Origin of the sequence: Paenibacillus sp. MAEPY2 (assembly GCF_000499205.1) — a bacterium.
Classification (GTDB): Bacteria; Bacillota; Bacilli; order Paenibacillales; family Paenibacillaceae; genus Paenibacillus; species Paenibacillus vandeheii.
This window is the reverse complement of the sequence record NZ_AWUK01000041.1, coordinates 1-25,352: the sequence shown is the minus strand read 5'-3', so window position 1 is coordinate 25,352 and position 25,352 is coordinate 1. Positions and strand designations below refer to the sequence as shown.

The 25,352-nt window shown below is 40.7% G+C and carries 17 protein-coding genes and 3 pseudogenes; 13 read left to right on the top strand and 7 right to left on the bottom strand.

Annotated features, from left to right (window positions below; genetic code table 11):
- Positions 1-187 precede the first annotated feature (187 nt).
- The 4 genes from P364_RS0128860 to P364_RS0128845 all read left to right on the top strand — a co-directional run bounded on the left by P364_RS0128860 (position 188) and on the right by P364_RS0128845 (position 6,905).
- Entirely contained in the window at positions 188-1,651 is a 1,464-nt protein-coding gene (locus tag P364_RS0128860) for a type I restriction-modification system subunit M (RefSeq protein ID WP_029881387.1), read from the top strand.
- Between the two features lie 2 nt (positions 1,652-1,653).
- Complete coding sequence (locus P364_RS35715; RefSeq protein ID WP_024633502.1) at positions 1,654-2,820, top strand: restriction endonuclease subunit S; 1,167 nt, start codon at positions 1,654-1,656, stop codon at positions 2,818-2,820.
- On the top strand, positions 2,821-3,489 hold the full coding sequence (locus P364_RS0128850; protein WP_024633501.1) for a hypothetical protein: 669 nt from the start codon (positions 2,821-2,823) through the stop codon (positions 3,487-3,489).
- A 92-nt stretch (positions 3,490-3,581) separates the two neighbouring features.
- Entirely contained in the window at positions 3,582-6,905 is a 3,324-nt protein-coding gene (locus P364_RS0128845; RefSeq protein WP_024633500.1) for a DEAD/DEAH box helicase family protein, read from the top strand.
- A gap of 268 nt (positions 6,906-7,173) precedes the next feature.
- Here the strand turns inward: P364_RS0128845 and P364_RS35710 are convergent.
- The 4 genes and pseudogenes from P364_RS35710 to P364_RS0128825 form a co-directional block, all read right to left on the bottom strand.
- Positions 7,174-7,748: pseudogene (locus tag P364_RS35710) on the bottom strand (IS30 family transposase); the annotation flags it as partial.
- A gap of 721 nt (positions 7,749-8,469) precedes the next feature.
- The gene (gene tnpA, locus P364_RS0128835; protein ID WP_024633498.1) at positions 8,470-8,943 is read right to left on the bottom strand and encodes an IS200/IS605 family transposase; all 474 of its coding nucleotides are present in this window, start codon (positions 8,941-8,943) and stop codon (positions 8,470-8,472) included.
- A gap of 224 nt (positions 8,944-9,167) precedes the next feature.
- Complete coding sequence (locus P364_RS0128830) at positions 9,168-11,045, bottom strand: leucine-rich repeat domain-containing protein (protein ID WP_024633497.1); 1,878 nt, start codon at positions 11,043-11,045, stop codon at positions 9,168-9,170.
- 184 nt (positions 11,046-11,229) lie between these two features.
- The gene (locus P364_RS0128825; RefSeq protein WP_024633496.1) at positions 11,230-12,111 is read right to left on the bottom strand and encodes a GNAT family N-acetyltransferase; all 882 of its coding nucleotides are present in this window, start codon (positions 12,109-12,111) and stop codon (positions 11,230-11,232) included.
- A gap of 422 nt (positions 12,112-12,533) precedes the next feature.
- Here P364_RS0128825 and P364_RS0128820 point away from each other — a divergent pair, with 422 nt between their 5' ends.
- The gene (locus tag P364_RS0128820; protein ID WP_024633495.1) at positions 12,534-17,000 is read left to right on the top strand and encodes an endo-1,4-beta-xylanase; all 4,467 of its coding nucleotides are present in this window, start codon (positions 12,534-12,536) and stop codon (positions 16,998-17,000) included.
- Positions 17,001-17,198: 198 nt separating this feature from the next.
- Here the strand turns inward: P364_RS0128820 and P364_RS0128815 are convergent, their stop codons facing one another.
- Positions 17,199-17,405 (bottom strand): DUF2536 family protein, encoded by a 207-nt coding sequence (locus tag P364_RS0128815; protein WP_024633494.1) that lies wholly within the window; start codon positions 17,403-17,405, stop codon positions 17,199-17,201.
- A 449-nt stretch (positions 17,406-17,854) separates the two neighbouring features.
- Between P364_RS0128815 and P364_RS0128810 the strand changes: the two genes are divergently transcribed.
- Positions 17,855-18,835: a tRNA dihydrouridine synthase gene (locus tag P364_RS0128810; RefSeq protein ID WP_029881385.1), complete on the top strand. Its 981-nt coding sequence runs from the start codon at positions 17,855-17,857 to the stop codon at positions 18,833-18,835.
- 207 nt (positions 18,836-19,042) lie between these two features.
- On the opposite strand, the gene P364_RS0128805 is transcribed toward P364_RS0128810, so the two are convergent.
- The gene (locus P364_RS0128805; RefSeq protein WP_201770147.1) at positions 19,043-19,633 is read right to left on the bottom strand and encodes a hypothetical protein; all 591 of its coding nucleotides are present in this window, start codon (positions 19,631-19,633) and stop codon (positions 19,043-19,045) included.
- 254 nt (positions 19,634-19,887) lie between these two features.
- Here P364_RS0128805 and P364_RS0128800 point away from each other — a divergent pair, with 254 nt between their 5' ends.
- The 7 genes and pseudogenes from P364_RS0128800 (at position 19,888) to P364_RS0128770 (ending at position 24,749) form a co-directional block, all read left to right on the top strand.
- The gene (locus P364_RS0128800) at positions 19,888-20,454 is read left to right on the top strand and encodes an SF0329 family protein (RefSeq protein ID WP_024633492.1); all 567 of its coding nucleotides are present in this window, start codon (positions 19,888-19,890) and stop codon (positions 20,452-20,454) included.
- A gap of 60 nt (positions 20,455-20,514) precedes the next feature.
- The gene (locus P364_RS0128795) at positions 20,515-21,219 is read left to right on the top strand and encodes a demethylmenaquinone methyltransferase (RefSeq protein ID WP_024633491.1); all 705 of its coding nucleotides are present in this window, start codon (positions 20,515-20,517) and stop codon (positions 21,217-21,219) included.
- Between the two features lie 299 nt (positions 21,220-21,518).
- A pseudogene (locus P364_RS38325) lies at positions 21,519-21,823 on the top strand (NUDIX hydrolase); the annotation flags it as partial.
- A gap of 13 nt (positions 21,824-21,836) precedes the next feature.
- Positions 21,837-21,983, top strand: coding sequence for a histidine phosphatase family protein (locus tag P364_RS37040; protein ID WP_143812670.1), 147 nt, complete (start codon positions 21,837-21,839; stop codon positions 21,981-21,983).
- 214 nt (positions 21,984-22,197) lie between these two features.
- On the top strand, positions 22,198-23,214 hold the full coding sequence (locus P364_RS0128780) for a carbohydrate-binding protein (protein WP_024633490.1): 1,017 nt from the start codon (positions 22,198-22,200) through the stop codon (positions 23,212-23,214).
- An 11-nt stretch (positions 23,215-23,225) separates the two neighbouring features.
- Positions 23,226-23,333 (top strand): annotated as a pseudogene (locus tag P364_RS38320) (tRNA-dihydrouridine synthase); the annotation flags it as partial.
- 255 nt (positions 23,334-23,588) lie between these two features.
- The gene (locus tag P364_RS0128770) at positions 23,589-24,749 is read left to right on the top strand and encodes a cobalamin-independent methionine synthase II family protein (protein WP_024633489.1); all 1,161 of its coding nucleotides are present in this window, start codon (positions 23,589-23,591) and stop codon (positions 24,747-24,749) included.
- Positions 24,750-24,843: 94 nt separating this feature from the next.
- On the opposite strand, the gene P364_RS38530 is transcribed toward P364_RS0128770, so the two are convergent.
- Positions 24,844-25,011: an IS3 family transposase gene (locus tag P364_RS38530; protein WP_081718214.1), complete on the bottom strand. Its 168-nt coding sequence runs from the start codon at positions 25,009-25,011 to the stop codon at positions 24,844-24,846.
- Between the last annotated feature and the right edge of the window lie 341 nt (positions 25,012-25,352).

Below are 25,352 nucleotides of genomic sequence, written 5' to 3'. Positions count from 1 at the left end.
TTCATCTGGAACGTCGGTGGATTTTTATTTGGGATTATTTTAAAATTGGGATGAACATGTATTATAACATTTTTTATAATATAAAGTGACGTTCTGGAGTTTTGTTTGATGTTAATTACCCAAGCAATAAAAAAGACAAGCTACTGAAATACTAGATTGAAATAAATCAGATCAAGGGAGTATTACTATGATTACAGGTGAATTACGAAGTAAGGTAGATAAAATATGGGAGATATTCTGGACAGGTGGTATTACTAATCCATTGTCTGTTATTGAACAGTTTACCTACCTTTTATTTATAAAGGGACTTGATGACAAACAAAAAGAAGAAGAAAGACTGGCAGAGTTTGTCGGTATGGATTTCAATAAGATTTTTAACGAAAATCAGCAAAACCTCAGATGGCATAGCTTTAAGCAAATGAGTGCATCTGATATGTATGAAACGGTTTCAAAGCAAGTGTTTCCTTTTATTAAAACCATGCATGGTGACAAAGATTCAGCTTTTACTAAATATATGGATGATGCGATCTTTATGATTCCTACACCGCAAATGTTAGAAAAAGTTGTAACAAATATTGATAGGTTACCCGTAAAAGAAGATAATACAGCAGATGATACCAAAGGGGATTTATACGAATATTTACTTTCTAAAGTTGCAACAGCTGGTACAAACGGTCAGTTTAGAACACCTAGACACATCATTCAAATGATGGTCAACTTGATGCAGCCAACACCAACGGATATTATAGTTGACCCTGCTGCTGGTTCAGCAGGTTTTCTCGTCGCGTCAGGTGAGTACCTAAAACGAAATAATGAGGACATGTTTACTATTAAAGAATTGAAAGACCATTATCATAGAGATATGTTCTTTGGTAATGACATGGATAGAACTATGCTTCGTATTGGTGCTATGAACATGATGCTTCATGGTGTTGAAAGACCAAATATTGAATATAGAGATTCTTTATCAGAGACAAATAAAGACAGTGAAAAATACACTTTAGTTCTGGCAAATCCGCCATTTAAAGGCTCGCTGGATTATGATAGTGTATCTGCTGACCTTTTAAAAGTGACAAAAACAAAGAAGACAGAATTGTTATTTTTAGCCCTGTTCTTAAAAACGCTTAAAAAAGGCGGTAGATGTGCTTCTATTGTGCCAGATGGTGTACTATTTGGCAGTTCTAATGCTCATAAATCCATTCGTAAAGAGATTGTAGAAAACCATCAGTTACAAGCAATTATTTCTATGCCTAGTGGAGTTTTTAAGCCATACGCAGGGGTTTCTACTGCTATTATAATTTTCACAAAGACTGGTGCAGGTGGCACTGATAAAGTATGGTTCTATGATATGCAGGCAGATGGCTTATCTCTAGATGATAAGCGTCAAGTAGTAGGTGAGAATGATATACCTGATATTATTAACCGTTACCATAACCTTGAAAATGAAAAAGATAGGAAGCGTACGGAGAAATCCTTCTTCGTAGATAAAGGTGAAATTGTAAAGAATGACTATGACTTATCTATTACTAGATATAAAGAAAGTGAATATGAGGAAGTAGAATATGAAGCACCCAAGGTTATTATTCAAAGGATTAAAGAACTAGAACAGCAAATTCTTAATGGTCTTAATGACATTGAGAGGATGGTGTAGGGATGACAGTTATTAAGGATATATTCAAAATAACAAAGGGTAAAAAAGAGGAAGAGACAGATATTTTGGAGGGTTCATTTAAAAGATATATTCAGATTGAAGATTTACGCCATAATGAAAATCTAAAGTACTGCATTCCTAATAAAAAGAGTGTGCGTGTAAACAAAAGTGATTTAATTATTGCTTGGGATGGTGCAAATGCAGGAACTATAGGAGTAGGTTTAGAAGGTGTTATTGGTAGTACATTAGCCAAACTTGAATTAAAGAATGCTAGCGTTAATCCATATTATGCGGCAAGATTTCTTCAATCGAAATTTCAATATTTAAGAGATAGTTGTACTGGAGCCACTATACCGCATATTAGTAAAACAGTATTAGAAAATTTATCCCTACCATTGCCGACATTCGAAACCCAAAAGAAAATCGTCGAAGTTTTGGACAGAGTTCGAGGGCTCATTGATGTAAGAAAAGAGCAAATTAGGTTGATGAACGAATTGATTGATTCTTTATTAAATAGCAAAGTAGGTCCCAAATCAGCTGATTATGAATCTTGGAAAAGCGTCCAGATAAAAGATGTAGTAAAGCCAGGTAAAAATAATATGAGAACTGGGCCGTTTGGAAGTGACTTATTGCATTCAGAATTTGTATCTGAAGGTGTGTATGTTTTAGGTATAGATAATGTTGTGACTAATAGATTTAATTGGGGAAAAGAAAGGTACATTACACAAGATAAGTATATGAAATTGAAAAGGTATACTGTATTTCCGGGAGATGTACTTATTTCAATAATGGGGACTACTGGCAGATCAGCTGTTGTACCAGATAATATACCATTAGCGATTAACTCAAAACATTTAGCTTGTATTACACCAGACATTAATATTATACATCCTTTATTTTTATCATTATCAATAACGAAGAATCAAAACATTTTAAGACAAATCAAAATGAGAAATAAAGGAGCAATAATGAATGGATTGAATTTAGGAATTATTAAAGAATTAGAGCTAAAATTGCCACCGATTGAGGACCAAAATGAGTTTGCTAAAGTTTTTATGTTAATAAGTGAACAAATAGGAAAAATTTGTAAATCATTAAGTTTGATGGAGGAAAAATTTGAGGGTATTTCACAAAAAGCTTTTACAGGTGATTTATTCGGAGGTGACTAAATGAAGTATTTTGATGAATATGACGAATACATTGAAAAATTACTTCTTGTTCAGTTTGGTGCCTCTGAAATCATTAAGCATAATCTTACAAAGGGAGAAGTAAGAGAAGATTTTCTGAAAAAAGAAGTCAAAGAGCAGTTTGAAAATATTTGCTATCATAAGGGTTTTATTGTAAATAATGAAAGGGAATATCAATCGGGGCAGTTAGACATGATTATTACTGGTAATAATGCAAGAATTAGAAAGTATGGAGACCAGTCAATGGTAGACATACATGATGCAAGAATAATTCTTGAAGTTAAAAGCTGTACAACTACAAGTGATTTGAAAAAACTTGATCAACTTGCTATGGATATTAAGTCATACTCAGATACACCACAATCCATTAGGGTAGGTATGTTCTGCTATTCATACGCAATACAAGAGTCTAATATGCTGAAAAAATTTGGATTTCGATATGATAAAGAGATTGATGGATATATTGATGATAAAAGCATTGACAAAGATTTTGAACACATTGACTTTGTTCTTGCACTGGATGGGAAAAAAGAAGACGAGCAAGAGAGCAAAGATTTCTTTTTAATAAAGGATATGTACAGTAATCGTTTTGTTCTGAAAAAGAAAGAGCCTGTATCTAAAGATTTTTTCATGCTCTTCAGTACCTTGTGATGGAAGGTATTTATTTAAATTTTAAAATAATTCTAGTTAAAGTTGCAATCTAAGATAGCATTTAGTTTGTAACTTTAAAAAGGGGGGGCAACATGTGCTACAACTTTGATTTCCTAAAAAAAGAAGAAAAATATAAAGACTTTACATACGCCTGTATCGAAGCTGAGAAAAGTTTGGTAGTTTCTTATGCCAGTACAGCAATTCTAGCACGTAGAGCATTGGAATTGGCTGTGAAGTGGGTGTTTAGCCATGACGATGAACTGGAAGCACCTTATCAGGACAATTTGGCATCGCTTATTCATGATTACAGGTTTAAACGTATCATTGATACAAAATTGTTTCCAATGATTAAATATATTCAGCAACTGGGGAATAAAGCAGTTCATTCAGCTGCACCTATAACAAGAGAGCAGGCAGTTCTAGCACTTCAAAATCTATTTGAATTCATTTCTTGGATTGATTACTGCTACTCAGACGTATATGAAGACTTCGTCTTTGACGAAAGCCTTCTTGGGGATAACGAAAAAGAAAAAAAGACAAGAGATGAGCTCAAAGACCTTTATGACCGTCTTGGTGCAAAAGACCGTAAACTGGAAGAGATCATTAAGGAAAATGAAGAGCTTAGACGGGCCAATGCAGCGAAGCGCGTAGATAATAAGAAAAATCGTATGTTTAAAGTAGATGAAATTTCTGAATTCAAGACACGCAAAATGTATATTGATTTAGAACTAGAATTAAATGGTTGGATTAAGGGTAAAGACTGTTTTGAAGAAATCGAAGTAGAAGGTATGCCAAATGAAGCTGGTCTTGGCTATGTGGACTATGTCCTCTTTGGTGACAATGGCAAACCACTGGCTATAATTGAAGCGAAGAAAACCAGCATAAATCCTCGGGTAGGGCAAATTCAAGCACAGCGTTATGCAGATTGTTTGGAAAAGCAATATAAAGTCAGACCAGTCATATTCTATACTAACGGTTTTGAGTATTATCTATGGGACGATGCAAGTTATCCGGAACGTCTGGTGTCTGGTGTATATCCCAAAGAAGAACTGGAGTGGCTACATTTCAAACGTGAAAATAAATCATCATTGAAAGACCCTGTCATCAATGATGATATTACAAATCGTCATTATCAGAAGATGGCGATTACAGCGGTTTGTGACACTTTGGAGAAAGCAAATCGTAAAGCTCTGCTTGTTATGGCAACTGGTTCAGGCAAAACAAGGACAGCTATTTCAACCATTGACGTACTAATAAAAAGAGGATGGGTTAAAAATATTTTGTTCCTTGCAGATCGTAAAGCACTTGTGAAGCAAGCGAAGAAAAATTTCAAAGCTTTATTACCTGAACTATCACTTTGTAATCTTTTAGACAGTAAAGATAATCCGGAGAGTCGAATGGTATTTTCAACGTACCCAACTATGATGAATGCCATTGATAATATTAAAAACAAACGAAGTGAAAAACTATTCACAAGTGGTCATTTTGATTTGATCATTATTGATGAGAGCCACCGAAGTATTTATAAAAAGTATCAGGATATTTTTAATTATTTTGATGCCATTCTATTAGGGCTTACTGCTACACCTAAAAATGATCTTGATAAAAATACTTACTCCATTTTTGAGCTTGAAAACAATGTACCAACCTATGCTTATGAGTTGGGCGAAGCAATCGAAGAGAGTTATTTGGTACCTTATCACACTATTGAAACCAAGATGAAATTCCTTGAGGAAGGGATTCATTATGATGATCTAACAGAGGAAGAAAAAGAGCAGTTTGAAGAAACCTTTGATGATAATGTGAAAGAAATCAGTGGAGAAGCTTTAAATTCATTCCTGTTTAATAACAACACTGTAGATACAGTGCTTCAGGATTTGATGGAAAAAGGGCTAAAGGTAGAAGGTGGCGATAAACTTGGGAAAACTATCATCTTTGCTAAAAACAAAAAACATGCAGATTTTATAGTTAAGCGTTTTAATGTTTTATATCCGGAATACTATGGCAATTTTACTAAAGTTGTTTACACAGGTATCCCCTATGTGGAAAGTACCATGGAAGATTTTGAAGTGAAAACAAAGCTCCCGCAAATCGCTGTGTCTGTAGATATGCTTGATACAGGAATTGATATTCCTGAGATATTAAATCTGGTATTTTTTAAAAAGGTGCGCTCAAAGACGAAGTTTTGGCAAATGATAGGTCGTGGCACACGTCTTTGCGAAGATTTGTATGGCATAGGTATAGACAAAAATGGTTTCAGAATCTTTGATTACTGCGGAAATTTCGAGTTTTTCAGAGTTAACAAAAATGGTAAAGAAGCTAAAATGATAAAATCACTCACAGAAAATCTATTCAATATCCGTATAGAGATTGTTAAAGAACTACAAGTGCTTGATTATCAGATAGAGGAGTATATTCAACACAGAAATACTTTGATTAAAGGCATTATAGAAGAAATTAAAGGTATTGACGAAAGTAAATTTAATGCCAGAATGAAGCTTCAATATATTCATAAATTCAATCATGAAAGTGCCTTTGAATGCCTTTCGGATGCCGATGTTAGAGACCTTGGAGAACATGTTGCACCACTAGTGCCAACCATAGATGATGATGAATTGGCAAAGCGTTTTGATTATTTGATGTATACGATTGAATATGCGGATCTTAAACGAGTACCAGCCTCAAAGCCTAAAAATCGTGTTGTCAGTACAGCCGAAAAGCTTACCAATAAAGGGGCAATTGAAGAGGTAAAACAGCAAAAAGGATTAATTTACAAAGTACAAACTAATGAATACTGGGCAGAAGCAGATATTTTTGATCATGAAGAGGTTCGGGAGGCACTGAGAGATTTAATTAAATTTCTGGATACTCAGTCTGGCGAAATTTATTATACTAATTTTACTGATGAAATTATGGAAACTAGAGAAAATCCCGGTGAATATTCAGTTAATGACATGCAAAGCTATCGCAAAAAAGTAAACAAATACTTAATGGAACATCAAAATGATCTGGTGATCTACAAACTGCGAAGTAATAAACCTTTAATACAAGAAGACATTAAGTATTTAGAAAAGATTTTATGGCAAGATCTTGGCACGAGAGAAGACTATAAAAAAGAATTCGGTGATGAACCACTGCTGAAATTAGTAAGTAAAATTGTTGGACTAGACCCACAAGCAACAAATGAAGTCTTTTCAGAATTTTTATCTGATGAAAGCTTAAATCTAAATCAGATGGAGTTTGTAAAGTTGGTTGTCAATTATATTATTAAAAACGGTAGCTTGGACAAACGAGTGCTTAATGAACATCCATTTAATAAGCGTGGCAATGTAATGCATTTATTTGATGAAAAGCTGGATGTTGCTAAGAAAATTATTGGTGTGATTGATAAGATTAATGGTCGGTTGAGCATTTAGAGTAGGTAGGGGATAGCAGTATTAAATATCAAGAATTTTGAAACTAGTATTGGGATTATAGAAAAATAATTCAAATTCAAAAGGTTGAATATGTATCAAGTTTTGGCGCTGCTAAGCGAAAAAACAGCCTTTTTATCAAAATCTTGATAGGGATTGTCTTTTAGAGAGAATGAAAATTAATATCTTCATCCCATCTCCTTATCTATTTTAGACGAATTTTTCAAGCCGAGTGCGACAGTTCCTTTGAAAAGGATTCGTAAGCGGTTCTCTAGCCCAGACATTTACGTGATCTGTGATTGATTAAGTGCAGAGCTTCATCCGTGATTTGAGCGAAATCCGTCTCCTTAGGGAAAAACTCTCGAAAGAGACCATTGGCACTTCCATTCGAGCCACGTTGCCAGAATACGGATCCGCGAAATACATTTGCACCCCATGAATGGCTTCCAGGCTGGTGTAGCAGGCAAACTCCTTGCCACGGTCTGCGGTAGCGGTTTGAAACGCATGGGAAAGGTACTGCGTGGCCACGACCTCAAAGGCAATTTCCATGGACAACGCGGTGGGGTTAGGCATATGAATCGCTGTGTACAAGCGTGTCTTTCGTTCGATGAACGTAGCTATGCACCCCTTACTTTTCCCACGGACCGAGAGTATCGTATCCAGCATCCAGCTCCGATTGGCCGAAGTTCCCCAATTACGAACCTCGTTTGGACGCTGAGAGATGGGCTTTCCCACAGCAAACTTGCCGCGCGTCTCTGCTGGCTTCTACCGCTTACCTTTGTGTCACAGGACGGCAAGCACGCCTTTGCCTGTATAAAGCCAGCGATATATCGTTTTAAAACATACCATAGTAGCTCATGGTGGGTTCTCCTTGTGTGGTGTGGGAATCTTCATTCTACACGAATCCGGCCATGGCCCTTTTTTTATTTATTTCCAAGTAGGTGTCGCACTTCATATACAATACGTCGAATATTTTAATTCTATGGTTACTTGAGTTCTAATAATTAATAAACCTTCTGGAATTTTTAACTATTCTTTTTACGAGAGTCAATAACTAAAGTTCCCATATTTTTTCTCCATGCATATGGAAAGGCTTTAAAGTCTCTTCACTTTAAAGCCCCTAATCCATTTGGACACTTTAAGCTACCTCAGATTTAATATAATAGTAACCAAAGATAGGGGGGGAGCTTTTTTTACTCCATTCTTGTGACTGGCATTAATACGGAGTACAAAATACATTTATCTGATCTTGATTTAATTCAATTGGATCTTTTCAGACTTCTTATCAAGTAGATATCCCAAATAATCTATAATCGCTGATATCGACATCATTTTTGAGAGAGAGAAAAAACTATTTTCTTCCCCAAGTTTAAAGCATTTTAACGAATATGCTTTCAGGCTGATCGTTGAGCTGTATTTTCAAAAATCATGACCACCCGTCCAACGGGTGGTTTGCTCTTGGGGTATAACCCCCTGTTGCCAAACTGCGCCTAAAGACGCTAGCCTGACAGAAAACCTGTTCAGGCTCAGTGTTATTTGTCACTTTCACTTACCAGTTAAACTGGTTTTACTTCTTTTTGCTCTTGTTACTGCTAAATGGATCTTCGTATTCTTTTACACTCAGTTTATCTAACGCTTGATCATGTGCTTCTTGTTCACGAATATACTTTTTTACCGTTGCTTCATTTAGACCCACTGTACTCACATAGTATCCTTCTGCCCAAAACTTTCGATTTCCGTATTTATACTTGAGCTGGGCATGCTTCTCGAATATCATTAACGAACTTTTTCCCTTTAGATATCCCATAAACGTTGAGACAGCAATTTTCGGTGGAATCGCTACCAACATGTGAACATGATCTGGCATCATGTGACCTTCTATAATTTCTACTCCCTTATACTTACATAGACGTTTGAAAATTTCGATTAAATCTTTTCTCACTTGATTATAGATTTCTTTCCGTCTATACTTCGGGGTGAATACAATGTGGTATTTGCACATCCACTTTGTGTGAGCTAGGCTGTAGCTCTTGTTTGCCATCTAAGACCATTCCTTTCTTTGAGCCTGAACATCTCAATTTTATCGGAATGGTCTTGGTGGTCAAACCCTCGATTCCTCCACCCGCATAGCGGGTGGTTTTTTGTCACGCACTCAACTGGCTAAAGCCATAATAATAAAGAGGAGCTTTCGCTCCTCTTTAGTTTATTGATCACAATAGCTTAAAAAACTCTCCACTCCATCATCCCAGGCGGTAATTAATATAATTAATATACGTGCACACCCGTACCAAGCACGGATTTGTTTTGTACGGAATTACCGGATAGATATACCTTTTGCAGATTAGGCATCTGGCTTAGGGTCTCTATATTGGAAATGACATTGTTCTCGAGATGAAGCTCTTCTATGGCCTGCCAGTTGCTCATAAATTCGAGAGAAGTCAAATTGCTGTCTTGCAGAGAGAAGGAACGCAGAGCTGACAGTTTGGCAAAGTAAGGCATCATGCGGTCAACTTCAGTAACAGAGGTATTGTTTATGCTGAAATATGGCTGCTCTAAGGTCAAATGTTCAAGCACGCTGTTCTCCGCGGCCGCCTTTTGTTCAAAGTTCAGCCTGCACTCGGAGCACACCAAAGATTTCACCTGCTTCAAACGAAATAAGGCGTCGCTTTCCTTGAACAGTGACGAGTCGTAAATGCTTAGGGTCTCTAGGCGGGACAAGCCGTCCAGGGCGGTTAGACGAGTTATTTCACTGATCTCCCAGAGGGAAAGCTGCTTCAGCTTCGGAAATTTCCTCAACGCCGCCAAATTTAACTCTCCGCTTCCGCCACGGAGCGTCAGGTTGGTTGCGACGGGCGCCTTCAGCCCCGGGAGAAAGGAGGTCGGTATTTCCACTCGCCCTACATTAGGCAATGTCAGCGCTTCTGCATTCTCGTAGTAACCTGACAACGTTAACTCCCGTAGAGAAGAGAGACTGTTTATGGTTTTTACCGAGCTAAGCTTGCTTAAGGAAGCCAGGCGTAGCTTGGTGATGGAGGTCTTGTCGGCCAGGCGCTCCAGGTTGGAAAAATTTACATTTTCAATATCTAGCGTTTGTAGAGCAGGCATATTTTGCACAAAGTCGATGGACTTTACGTTGGTTAAATAGGAAAGCTGAAGCTCCTGAAGCTGGGTTAAGGCGTACAGCGGCTGCAGATCGGTGGCTTCACTGTGCTGTATGGACAAGGATGATAGCCCGGTCATGGACGACAACCATCCGAGTTCATCGACAAAGGTGAGCGACAGGGACTTGAGCGGCAGTTTATTCAACAGAAAGAAATCCGTTACGGACTCATCCACATAGGTAATGGATAAAGAGTCCAGATTGGGGAATTCCAGCAGTAGTGCCAATTCCTGATTGCTGCGAAGCTGAGTGGAAAGCTCCGTAATTTTAGACTTGTCGCCAAAGTAGCCCGAAAATTTACTAAAGGATTCGTTAAAAGCGCCTCCATAACTTTTTAATCCGGGCATATGGGCCAAAGTTGTTTGGTCCGTCTGGGAGATTTCATAGGTATTCGTCAGGTCCAATGCTGTCAGTCCCTTAAATGCTTCAAAATCCCGCTGATCGATCTCCTGAGTATTCAGTTTCTTGTCCTGAGTAACATAAGTGATCTTCTCGGCCTGTTCATCGCTGAAGGGATCGGAGAGGCTATATGTAAACCTCCACTGATCATTCTCCGAATGCTCTACAGTTAAATAGCGAAGACGAGCCAATTCCTCCTCTGTCGGCAAGGCAGACCCTTTGTCGAAGATATCTCGCAAAAATGAGAGCAGAACCTTGCTTTCGGGCATCTTTCGCACAGGCAGATTGGCTTCTGTTTTTGAATAGGTAGAGCTGTTGCTATAATAAAAATAAGTACCGATGGCGCCAGTTATGACTAACATTAGTATCAGCATTAGCATTAGCATTAGCTTTACGGAGACAGCCTGCTTCCGCGGTGCTTTAGAGGGCGTTCCGTGGTAGTGATTAATGGTCTGGTCTACGTAATAGACATGATTTTGCTTCAATAAAAGCTCTGTTTCACAATAGGGACACTTTAAAATCTCACCCTCTTTGTATTCAATTCTTCCGTTGCAATTGGGACAGTTTAACGGGATAAACGCCACGAATGTCCCCTCCTTCATTATGATGGTCGTAAGATCATGCTGAACGGTCATCTGACTTCATTATACCTTGTGAATTTACGATTGATGAGAGAAAGAAGTTTCACATAGCGAAGGAGCAGGGGAATCCTGCTCCTTTTTGATCTTTTTTAAGTATGGCAGGTGGTAGGCATTATTAAATAAATCATTAAGCGATCGAAGTAATCGGGTATTTAACATGCAAAGGGTAGATATTTTCGCCGGGGGTTTTTACAAATAAGCCGTCATTGGTGATTGTACTTTTTAGAACGATATGATCTGTTGCATCTGGCGTGAAATGGAAGGTTATTTTCTCCGTATCCTCATCTGCAATCTGATGTAAAATATCTGTCATATGGATTTTGTTTAAGCTAACTACATCGAAGAGGTCGATGTTATGTTTCTCTTTTTTATAAATAACGATGACGTTTTCATTTTCCAAGTAATAAATATCATCACTAAAAACATTCAGGCAGTAAAACATGAATATGCCCTGGGTATGATTAGTTGCAAAATGCTGCGAAACAGGTAGTCTTTCGGATGCGAATTTATGGATAAGGCGCAAATCCTCCGCGTTAGTAACATCGAGTTTCTGAATGTTCGCAGGCTCCGGTGATTTTTTTGCCGTATAATTCATTGAAAAAAGATGTTCTTCCACAGGCTTAAACCCAAACTTGGGGTAAAAATCAAGCACCGATTCATTGGCAAAAAGGTACATGTAATCGTACTTGTTCTCGTATTCCTCTAAAACTTTATTCATTAAACGTGCAGAAAGTCCTTTCCCCCGATAATTAGGATGTGTCATCACCGTGCCGATTTGAATCGCTTTTTTCTTCTCCGCGTGAATGATGAATTCAAGGATGTTAACGGAAACATTGGCAATAACCTGATCTCCATCTACAAATGAAAAAGGTATGTATCGTTCTCCCCAAAACCCTTGTTTGTACCAATTTTCAAATTTTAAATCAAAAGTGTTAGCAGCAAGTTCGAAGAAACTTGTTCGAAGTGCTTCATTGTTTCTATAATCCTTCTTAAAAATAAATTCCTGCAAGGTCTTTCCCCCTTAGTCCTCAAAAGTGACTGTCTGTATATTAATGGTATTATCCAGTACTTTAACTGGTTTAACAAGCATCGGATTCACGGAACCGCTTGACTGTGGATTTTATGTATTTGATAGAGATTTATCATGATATTGAACATAACAATTTCGTGACGAGTAATGAACACCGTTTCAGCTTATATAGCTTCTCGATTCTATCTGCCGCGGCATGATCAGCAGAACGAAGAGCATGTCCACGTACAATGATCAGACTTGGTATAGTGCTGTAAAAAACTAAGATTCACCTTTAATTTGGAGTAAGATTTCTCTTTCATGAAGTGGTATTATCTGGGGTGAAGGAGGCTGGTTACAACAAATTATGTAAGCGATTTATATAGTTCGTAAAAAATTTTGGTGTGGGGGGAATGCTTCGAATGAAGAAATCATTTAAGCAGGTCGTTTCCGGGTTACTCGCAGCGGCTCTGCTTCTTCCAGGCGGCTTGATTGCTCCGGCAGTTAGCGCTGCGGATCTAACGGCATCTAATTCACAAATTGTGTATCAAGAAACATTCCAGTATGGTCAAGGCAAGGTAACTCAATCAGGCGGTGCTCAGCTGAGCACTGTAACAGGCAAGCCGTTTGAAGGCAATGATGATGGAGCAGCTTTAAAAGTTAGTAACCGATCTAATAACTGGGATGGCGTGGACCTCGCTTTTGATGACCTTGGTTTGTCCGTTGGCAAAGAGTATTCTGTAACCGCTTCCGTTTATGTCGATACTGATGCTAACCCGCCTGCAGCTGGGAAAGCTGTCCTGGAGATTGTATCTAATAAGGGCGTTACTGGCTCAGAGGGGTACACTGGAATTAGCTCTGCTGACTTTAAAGCAGGACAAGGCATTACGCTATCCGCCGCTCTCTCCGTTACCAGTGTGGACAAGACAGCTCTGCGAATCAAGTCTGATGAAGCAGGTAAAGGTGTCTCTTTCTATATCGGGGATATCACGATTACCCAAGCAGAAGCACCTGCAGAGCCTACTGTAGTCCTCAACCAAAGTTTTGAAGACGGCAGTACCGATGGATGGGGCAAGCTGGGTTGGGGATCGAGCGGGGATACTGCGGTCGTTGATAACTTAGCCTCCGAAGGCACGAAATCTCTGAAGTTCTTCAACCGGGCTGATGAGAAGGCCGTTCCTGCTCTCGTACTTACGGGTAAAATGAAATCCGACCGTAAGTATGATATTTCTCTCAAGGTTAGACTCGGTTCCGGTGAAGGCCAGTTCCATCTGGCTTCCAAAATAAATTCTGAAATATTAGCCGATGACCAGAAGTATCCTTGGATTATAGGCAACAAGCTTGTAACCGCTTCTGACTGGACGCTATTAGAAACCAAGGGCTACGAAATCCCTTCTAAAACGAATGAGGTCATCATCTATGTTGAACCATCGGGCAATACGTTAACCTCGGATATTTACATTGATGAAGTCATCATCACCGATGTAACCCCTGATCAAACCGAACCGGAAAATGTAGATAAAACGGGCATCTCTGCAGACTTTGAGAATGGTCTGGATGGATTCAAAGCACGAAATGGCCGTGAAACGGTAGTTCTTTCCGAAGACGATAATCATACATCTGGCGGCAAGCAAAGCTTGCTTGTGACGACTACGACACAATATGATGCAGCCTTGGTTGATGCTACTGGAAAAATGGCAAAGAATCATGAATACCAGCTCTCTGCTTGGGTGAAAATGGCACTTGGCCAAGCACCTACAACACTTCGAATTAGTGTTCAATATGCTGACAGCGGCTTTGCGAACGTTTCACCAAATGCAACCGTTACCGATCAGGAATGGGTACACTTAACGGGTAAGTACACGCTCACCACTACTCCAAGCGTACTCAATGCTTATATTGAAACAGCAAACAACGATGGAGGCAACCGTACCTTTTTCTTGGATGACTTTGCTCTAAAATATGTGGGACCTGTAGCTGCCGCACCTCCGATTCAAGAAAATCTTCCTAATATCAAGGATATTTATGAGGATGATTTCCTGATTGGGAATATTGTTAATCCGTCTACATTTGATGAGACTCGGCTCAAGCTTCTGAAGAAGCATCACAATGTCGTCACGTTTGAAAATGACATGAAGCCGGATTATGCATATGATACGGACAGACAATTTGATTTCACCGCAGAAGATGCTCTTGTCCAAAGAGTAAAGGATGCAGGTCTTGATTTGCACGGTCACGTGCTCGTATGGCATGCGCAGTCACCTACATGGCTTCATACGGCAGAGAGTGGTAAACCATTGAGCCGTGAGGATGCTCTGACCAATCTAAGAACACATGTTAAAACGGTCGTTGAGCACTTTGGTGACCAAGTCATTTCTTGGGATGTTGTCAACGAAGCCATGAACGATAACCCGGCTAATCCGGAAGACTGGAAAAATGCATTGCGTAATTCAGGCTGGTTACAAGCCATCGGCCCTGAATTTATAGAGGAGGCATTCCTTGCGGCCAAACAAGTCATTGACGAAAACGGCTGGGATATCAAGCTTTACTACAATGACTACAACGATGACAACGAGAATAAAGCTACAGCTATCTATAGCATGGTGAAAGAGATCAATGAGAAGTACGCCGTAAATCACCCTGGCAAGAAACTGATTGACGGCATCGGCATGCAAGCCCACTACAATTTGGGCACGAGATTGGACAATGTCAAGATGTCGCTCGAACGTTTCATTTCTTTGGGTGTAGAAGTCAGTGTCACCGAGTTGGACATTATGGCAGGCACCAATTCTACAATTACTGAAAAAGAAGCAAAGCAGCAGGCCTATCTGTATGCGCAATTAATGGATCTCTATAAGAAGAACAGCGAGCATATTTCGCGTGTCACCTTCTGGGGATTAAATGACAGCACCAGCTGGAGAGCCGAGCAGAATCCAACCTTGTTTGACAAGAATTTTCAAGCAAAAAAGGCGTTCTACGCGGTCGTTGATTCGCAAAAGTACATGGCGGAAAATCCACCCGAAGCCCTTGAATACAAGAAATCAAGCGCGCACTATGGGACACCAGCTATCGATGGCTCCGTAGACAGTGTATGGAGTAATGCTCCTGAAATGAAACTCGATACGAAGCAAATGGCATGGTCAGGTGCGACAGGAACAGCAAAAGCACTGTGGGATGACGACAATCTGTATGTGTTGGTTCAAGTCAGAGACGATCAACTGAACAAGTCCAACCCGAATGTATGGGAGCAGGATTCCGTCGAAGTATTTGTCGATGAAAATAACGGAAAAACAGCTACCTTCCAGGACGATGATGGACAATACAGAGTGAACTTCGAGAACGCCGCTTCCTTTAATCCTGCGGAAATCGCAGCAGGCTTCGAATCCAAAGTCTCTGTTTCCGGTACCAACTACACCGTTGAAATGAAGATTCCGTTCAAGAAGGTTAAGCCTGCGAACAATGCCAAAATTGGCTTTGATGCGCAGATCAATGATGCCAAAGACGGCAACAGAATCAGCGTGAACGCATGGAATGATCCATCCGGTCAAGGTTACCAGGATACTTCCGTATTCGGTGAATTGACGCTTACTGGCAAACCTTCTTCAGGCGGAAACAATGGCGGAGGCAACAGTGGTGGAGGTAACAACAGCGGGGGTAACAGTGGCGGATCGAACTCAGGAACTACGCCGCAGCCGCAGCCACAGGCGCAGCCTCAACCACAGCTTCCGGGCAACGACTCAGTAATTATACCGATAATCAAAGTCGAAAATGGAACCGCCACAGCAACCGTTTCGAGCGATAGCCTAAATAAAGCCATTGAAAAAGCTTCTCCAGGTGCAAATGGCAAGAAGCAGGTTACCATTGATGTGCCGAAGCAGGCCAATGCCCAATCCTATGTGGTGCAGCTGCCGACTTCCAGTCTGCAAAGCAACAATAATGTTGAGTTTGTGCTTAAGACGGAGAATGCAACACTTCAAATTCCGTCTAACATGCTTTCTAATATTACGGAGCAAGCCGATCAAGTCTCTATTCAGATTAACAAAGTCTCAGCAGATCGTCTGGGCGCAGATTTTCACGCTATTGTGGGCAGCCGTCCGGTGATCGATCTAAGCGTAAAAGCTGGTGACCGTCTCCTTGCCTGGAACAATCCTGCGGCTCCTGTAACGGTATCTGTTCCGTACACGCCTGCTGCACAAGAGCTTGTCAATGCACATCAGATCGTGATTCTTTACATTGACAATCAAGGACAGGCAACAGCCTTACCAAGCGGACGCTATGATGCCAAATCCGGCTCGATGGTGTTTAAAACAACTCATTTCAGCACCTATGCTGTAGCCTACGTAACCAAGTCTTTTGCCGATGTGCAAAACGTCCTATGGGCGAAACAAGCAGTCGAAGCGATGGCTGCACGCGATATTATTAAAGGAATCTCTGATGGTAGCTTCGCTCCTGCAGCTTCTATCACGAGAGCAGACTTTATCACCTTGCTTGTCAGAGCACTTGAATTGAAGGGCTCAGGCACGAACGGGGCAGCCTTCAGCGATGTACAGCCAACTGCTCACTATGCCCAGGCTGTGGCTATTGCCAAAGAACTTGGAATTGCCTCTGGATTCGAAGACAACACATTCAAACCAGACAGCAGCATTTCTCGTCAAGACATGATGGTTCTTACGGCAAAAGCCCTGAAAGCAGCAGGTAAGCAATCTGCCGACAACGGAAATCTAGCTCCTTATTCCGATGGTGCAAGCATTTCCACTTACGCTGTGGATAGTGTAACTTCCCTTGTAGGAAGCGGAATCGTCAACGGCAAAGATGGCAAAATCGCACCAACTGAATCATTGACCCGTGCTGAAGCAGCGATGGTTCTGTACCGGATCTGGGAAATGTAAATATGTAAATTTTAATTGAATCAACTGATAAAAAAGACTACCCTCGTATGTTATTTGGTCGGGGGTAGTTTTACTTTTTTATATCTAATGCTCGGCGGTGGGGAGAATGTAGATACCATCTTTGGCGGATTCTCCACGGATTCCGTAACGACCGGGTCTACTTTTGTAATGGGAGCTAGTAAAGTAAAAACTCGTCCATCACTCTGCGGAAAAATGCACAACTGCACTATATAACATCTTGTTGCGAAGCGGGTCGAAAGTCACTTGATGCTGAACATGCTTCACCCGGAGCAGAAGCGCTTTGTTCATTCCGATTCGTTCTTCGATCGCTCGTTCCAGTTCACGGAAGTCATAAGCCTGCAGGCATTCGACTTTGTCTTTGATAATATCCAGCGTAATTTCCATGTTTAATTCAGGCCTCCTCCAAATCACGATTTGCAGGTTTAAAGCCTGCCGAGCTTCATTTTAGAGGAGCTTCTCCAGTTCGGCAAGAGTAATCGATCAAAAAATTACCGATGTAAGAAGCTTGTTTTCTATTATGAAGACCGAAACGAGAAAGTTAAGTTGTGGTTCTATTGTTCTACTGATGAACTCGTGCTGAAAATTACATAAATACGTGATAAAATCGGGAAAGGTGAATTCCGAAGATTTACTGGAAGCAATAACATAAACTGATGTTTGAACGAAGTTACATTTGTATGGTACAAGTGAAGAAGCAGCAAGGACATCAAAATGTAAATTGCAACGAAACTGTTAATGCTAATGTAAATGATAAATATACAGATGCATGAGTTACGATTTTTACTATTAATAAGGGCATTAGACTGTCCTCGAAGGTATAGAGGGGTTTAGAGATGACAAAGGAAAACTTTTGGCGTGATTTACCACGACCATTTTTTATACTTGCACCCATGGAAGATGTAACGGATGTTGTATTTCGACATGTCGTAAGTGAAGCGGGCAGACCGGATGTGTTTTTTACCGAGTTTGCGAATACAGAGAGTTATTGTCACCCGGAGGGAAACAAAAGTGTGCGCGGGCGTTTGACTTTTACGGAGGATGAACAGCCGATTGTGGCGCATATTTGGGGAGACAAGCCTGAATTTTTCCGTGAGATGAGTATCGGGATGGCGAAAGAAGGCTTTAAAGGCATCGATATCAATATGGGTTGTCCTGTAGCGAATGTAGCACAGAATGGGAAAGGAAGCGGGCTGATCTGTCGTCCCGAAATCGCAGCGGAGATCATTCAAGCAGCCAAGGCAGGGGGACTGCCTGTCAGCGTCAAAACACGTCTCGGATTCACAGCTGTAGACGAATGGCGCGACTGGTTGACTCATATTTTGCAGCAGGACATTGTGAATCTGTCCATTCACCTGCGGACGAGAGAGGAAATGAGCAAAGTAGACGCTCACTGGGAACTGATTCCGGAGATTAAGAAACTTCGTGATGAGATAGCACCAGATACACTGCTGACCATTAATGGGGATATCCCTGACCGTGAGACCGGCTTGAAGCTGGCTGAGCAATATGGCGTAGATGGCATTATGATTGGACGCGGTATTTTCCAAAATCCGTATGCTTTTGAGAAGGAGCCGAAGGAACACAGTAGTGAGGAATTGCTTGATCTGCTGCGGCTTCACTTGGACCTGTATGATCAATATTCAGAGCTTGAACCGCGTGCGTTCAGCCCACTGGCCCGCTTCTTCAAAATATATGTCCGGGGATTTCGAGGAGCAAGTGAGCTCAGGAATAGCTTGATGAACGCGAAATCAACAAATGAAGTGCGTGCTTTGCTCGATGAATTTGGAAGTAAGGAACACGATGAGGCGGAGTAACGTGGAAGTTAACATCTCTTTGTTAAGGGAATGTGCGAAATGGGAGAGGGAAGACTGGAAATCCATGTGACTGTTTGAAATATAATTAAAGCTAAACAGCAATTCTTCCAAATAATTTTGGGAGAAAGCAGTTTAGCTTTTTTGCATTATTTCTAATTCAATAGATAAAGAATAAGCCCGCGATTTTATTGAAAAAGGCCTAGGGCATTAACGCGTATACTCCAGTTGTGCCATCGCGAGGGGCTGAGGATTAGCAAGCACCCATAACACCGCCAACTCGCATAATCTAGCAGGCGCATCATAATCCGATCCATTGCGAAGTCTACCGGCCAAGTCTGCTACCTCTTGGAGAAGTACCGGAGCTAATGGCGCACCACTGCCAAGGTGCCGAGTCAGCGCATCCAGCATCTTACGATACTCAGCATCCCAGTTTCCACCGCCATTATTCAATACTTCATGAGAGACGCGTCCTGTGATGCGGATCACCTCTCCCTGCACCGTTTGCGCATGGCCCTGAGGCGGGATGAGATATTCCCAAAGCTCTTGGTGCTGTTTGGACCAGGTGGTTGCAGTTACCTGAATGGGGGCAGTTCCATCGTTCATGATTCGATTCGCTACCGGCTCGACATCAAATAGTCGATAAAACTGGAGCAGCGCGTCTGAGACTTCGTCAACGCTGTCCTTATTGAACTTTTCCCGGAAGAATTCAAAATCCTTGCCAATTCGCTTCACGGACTCTTTCATAGCCGGGGTGACCGATGCTCCGGCATTCAGCAGAATCGCGGAGATCTCCGCCATGTTGACAATAGCACTATTCCTGCAATTGACTAACCCCTTAGCTAAGGAGGGATTCCCCTGTTTATTCTCTATGTTGATATTAGCACCTTGGGTTACCAATTCCTGTTTCTATATCAATAGGAGAGGCCATTTCGTGGTGCTGTGTTATACTTTAGGTGAATGTCGTTATTGGAATTAGAGAGGTACATGTAGATGTTTAATTTAAGATGTTTGCCGCCATTCGAGCGGTAGGCTTATTGAAAATAGGAGGATCTATGTCCTGGAGTAAATTGAAGCAACAGCTGGAGAGTTTTCTCAGTCCTACGTTAGCTGGAAGAGTTGAATATCGCGCAACCGGTTATCGCTATTCACCTGATAAAGCAGGGCTTTGTTATATTTCGGTAGATAAAAAGAACGTACTCAATATGAGTGATAAAACCAGCTCAATCAGATGGTATCAGACGGAGCTGGAAATTAAGAATGATCCCAATATCGAAATTCCGATCAGCGATGATGAATTGGAAGCCGTCAGAAAGGAAACAAAAGGGACCGTTCCAGAGGATCGTCTAAACGTAATTGCAAGAAATAGAAAAGTATCCGTACTCTCAAAGGAGCTTTTGTCAGAACAGGCTGCATTAAGTAAATCCAATTTTGTCGCTACAGCGAATAAGTTCTTATCTACTTCTATAGAAGAAAGCATAGAGAGCGATGATATCTTATTGAATATTCTAGCTTTGATAGACAGACGAGTTGGCAAAAAGCGGATTTTAAACATGGGAGATATGATGAAGTTAAAGCATCCGATTGTGCAATATTTTTATGAACTGCGGCGCAGTGCGTGATGAGGATAAATAATGTTCGTTGAAAGAATCATATTGCACTTGTGGAAGAGAGGGAATTTCATGTCTGAACAAACAAAGTCGGAAAGAGTTCATCAGGTATTTGAAAAGATATCGGATCAATACGACTCGATGAACTCGGTCATCACGTTCAGGAGACATATCGCATGGCGCCATGATGTTATGAAACGGATGAATGTGAAAGTAGGTAGTAAAGCTCTTGATGTGTGCACTGGAACCGGGGATTGGGCGATTGCTTTAGCAAATGCTGTTGGAACGTATGGAGAAGTCATTGGATTAGATTTTAGCCAAAACATGCTCAGAATAGCACAAGATAAGCAAGAGCAACAAGCTTTAAAGCAGCTTACACTTATCCAGGGAAATGCCATGGAGCTTCCTTTTGAAGATGATTCATTTGATTATGTAGCCATTGGTTTTGGTTTAAGAAATGTACCCGATTATTCCACCGTACTGCGGGAGATGTATCGAGTAACTAAACCAGGCGGACAAGTCGTTTGTTTAGAAACATCCCAACCCACATTAATCGGTTATAGACAAGCATCCCTCTTTTATGTTCGCTATATCATGCCCTTGCTTGGAAAGTTTATTGCCAAAAGTTATGATGAATACTCATGGTTACAAGAATCAGCCCGTCATTTTCCCAATAAAAATGCACTGAAACAAATGTTTTTGGAAGCGGGATTTTCCAAAGTAGATGTAAAAAGCTATAGTGGTGGTGTCGCGGCAATGCATAAGGCGATAAAATAGATAATAGAAAGAGGGGTATCGCCCCTAGGCAGAGCATTGCCCAAGGTAAAACAACGGTTTCAGCACCGGCTCAGTCCGTTATCAATCAGAATCAGACTTCGTTAGAGTTGGCGAAGACAGCCTTGGCATATCATGAGGGCTGTCTTCCTAAAGGAATAAGTCGCTGACAAAGCGGCTTTTTTGGTATGGTATTATGACTATGATTGCATAAAATGATCAAGTGACAGAAGGGAAGTACGAATATTACATTGGGGTATAATAATTTTTTGAAATGTTATTTGGGAGGAGATTAGCTGATACTTGAAGATGCAATTGCAAGAGAAAACGAAGAAGAGACGACTTAACACTAAAGTTTCTAAGTTATTATACATATGCGATAAACCGGATGCTCCGCCTTCACTAATACACATAACGTTCCTACTCGAAAACATAGGTGGGGAAATACGCTTCCCATCGAACGAGTTTGATTATAAGTGGTATGGAGATGGTTCCGATCCAAAAACTTGCAGCTTATGGATTCTCAGAGAATTTTATGGCGATTGTTCAAAAAGGCTTTCCTGAGTCAGGAAGCTACAAAGGTCTAAAAAGCAACATTGGCTTATAGGGAGGACCGACGAATGAAAAATATTTATGTTGTTCGACATTGTAAAGCAGACGGACAAGCTCCTGACGCTCAATTAAGTGCGATTGGTGCTGAACAAGCGGAAAAACTTGCTGGATTTCTCTCGAACAAAGATATCGATTATATCATCTCAAGTCCATAGTCTTTCTTCTGTTTTTAGCACGACTTTAATTACCTTTTTGGTCCCGATCTTCATATCCTCCTACCGTTGTATTGTTTGAATTGTAATAATCTGATTAAAAAAATTGTGGAATTAATTTAGAAAATGGAAATAAAATAAGATAATAGTACATTCAAAATCTGTGGCATGTCTCACGGGAGCGCTACAGATAAATAAAAAACAAGGAGGTTTGAAAATGACTAATAAAAGGTTTCCTTTTAATCCCTTATCACTTTTGGTAGTTTTAGCAGTATTTCTATCCACATTCTGTGTAGCCGTACCGTCAGTAAACGCAGCCGCTAGAGGAGCATGGGCTCCAAATACCACATATGCAGTAAATGACACAGTAACCTATAGTGGAAGTACTTATACCTGTCTTCAGGCACATACTTCTCTCGTAGGTTGGGAACCGTCCAATGTTCCTGCTTTATGGCAGAAAGACGGTAGTGGCGGAACTACGCCACCAACCACACCACCGACAACGAACGGAGTAACATTCTATGCAGATATAAACTATGGAGGAAAAGTAGTGACACTCGGGATAGGCAATTATACACTGTCTCAGTTGAACACAAACGGAATTCCGAATGACTGGATGTCGTCTCTTAAGGTTCCAAGCGGTTGGACGGTTGATGTATATGAGAATGATAATTTTGGAGGAACAAAGTGGACCTTTACTTCAGATTCTTCCTGGGTTGGCAACACGATCAATGACAAAATGTCATCGGTCAAGATTTATACGGGTTCAACATCTCCTACAGTAACAAAGCCTGCCGAGGTTCCAAGCCATATCTGGACATATGTCATCAATGCGGACAATACCTATGGGAAAGGCGGAGATTTTGCTTTATTGCTAAGTGCTGTTATCAAAAAGGAAAGCAGCTTTGGAGCAGGTTTACCAGGTAGTCCATCGGCCGGCGACGGATTGATGCAGGTAGAACCAAACACACGCAATGCGTATTTATCTCAATTCAGCTCAAAATTTGGCCGTGCGTATAATCATAGCAGTGAACAAGATCAGGTATATCTGGGCGCGTTGATTTTAAATGAGAAGATTACGAAGTTTGGAAATATCTACAACGGATTATTACACTACAACGGTGGAGATAACTGGTATCCGGGAGCTACGGATTCTTATGGCCGTCCTATTCTGGCAGATCAATATGCAAATGCAGTTTACGCTACTTATAAGGGCTATGGCGGTAAGAATTAAGTTGTTACATTGAACAGCCGATGGTAGCCCATATCTGGGGAGATAAGCCGGAATACTTTCGTCAAATGAGTATCGGCATGGCGAAAGAAGGGTTTAAAGTCATCAATATTAATATGGGTTATATTACTAAATCTGGAATTAATGGTCATGTTGAGGTAGATGAACACGGAAATTAAATGGACAGTCGATAATATTTTTGGAAAACATGGCCGACTTGGCTGTGTTTTTTCTTTTGGAAACATTCAGTATCAAAAGTAATCTTAGCAGTCATTCTAGTTATAGCTTCTAGCTATAACTAGTTATGGTTTTTAAGTATCTCTTCTAACCTCGCTTGGCGTGATATGATAATCGTATACAACGAGGGGGTTTTTTACATGACTGATAAGTTCCAGATCGTAGGGAGTTTGTTGCGGCCCGATGAGCTGCTGACATATAAAACGCAAATTGAACATCGTGATGATATCCAATATCCATTCTATGAAAGCTTCGAAGGTTATGAGAAATGCGAGACGGAGGCAATCCAACAGGTTGTGAAGAAGGAGATCAAGCATGACCTGTCGATTATTACAGATGGCGAGTTTTCCAAATCGATGTGGCATCTGGATTTTGTGTGGGGTTTTGGCGGAGTTGAGCGTTATATCGCGGATCATGGCTATTTTTTCAGAGACGTGGATGGGACTTCGAAATATGAAACACGCAAAGATATCGGCTTGCGTATTACGGGCGAACTGAGCGGAAAGAATCATCATTTCATTCAACTGTTCAAACAACTGCAAGACACGGCGGGTGACCAGCAAACGAAACTTTGCGTTCCGTCGCCATCCCATATCTTTGGTGAACTTTCCTGGTCGGATAATATTGGCGGTACGAATGCTGTTTATCAGAACATTCAGGAGCTCAAAGCGGGTCTTGTGAAGGCGTATAAGGAATTTGTCGAAGAATTCGCTGCGGTAGGCGGTAAAATCCTGCAATTCGATGATTGCTTGTGGGAGCTTTTTGCAGACGACAACCCGAACTCTCCATTTACAGGGGAGCATATTAATCAAGAAGAAGTACAAGGTCTCGCTACCGAATTTATTGATATTAACAATACCGTGATTGACTTCGGTCATAGCCTGGGCTTAAAAATGTGGACACACAATTGCCGCGGAAACTATGATTCCCGCAACATGGGCGGCGGATCTTACGCGAAAATCGCTAATCTGTTTCTGAAGCAGTTGAAATATGATCGCTTCTTCCTGGAATGGGATGATGATCGGGCGGGTTCTATCGAAGCATTGGAAGTTTTCAAGGACAGACCTGAAACGGAAATTGTATTAGGTTTGTTGTCATCCAAAACCAACACACTTGATGATGAAGCTCGTGTGATCCGGTTGCTTGACGAAGCCTCCAAAATTATTGATAAGGATCGTCTGTTGCTTTCGCACCAATGCGGCTTCGCATCCTGCGATGGCGGTAACGAACTAAGCGAAGCTGAGCAATGGGCCAAGATCGATCAAGGTCAGAAGATTGCCAAGCAATACTGGGAAAACTAAATTTCGAATAGCAGCATCTTGAACTAAAAGGGATGCCTCGTAGCGCCGCCAATAATCATAGCCCCGTCAAGTAGACAATAAAAAAGAGATTTTATTAAGCGGCGGCTTTTTCCCGGAATTTAATCGGGGAGAGGTCGCCTAGTTTGTTATGGAAACGTTCCATGTTGTAAAACGAAAGATACTCCGTAATTTGGCTCTCTGAGGTTTCTCCAAATACAACTACAGACAATGCTTGTACTAAGTACTCGTCACATCGCCACATCACTGTACAGGTATATAATTTACCTTCTTAAAAATCAATTTGAAACTTTTTCCTATTACAGTAAAGAAGCTGACTTTGACATTGATGGTATGATGATTTTAGTTTCAGCATTCGCACTCTGTGAATCTCCGATACTTTTAATGTTTTGGTCTTGCTCTGAAGACCAGGGTTATCTATCATAAACTGGAAAATCCATATTTTATTCTGCATCTCTTTCTAGCAAAATCCATTAGGAATCATGGCTCTGAGCATATTCGAAGATGACTTCTAAACTCTCAGGTAGATTTGAACTTTCAAGCTTGTTATATTTTGTGGAACAAAAATAATTAGTAGAACCCTTG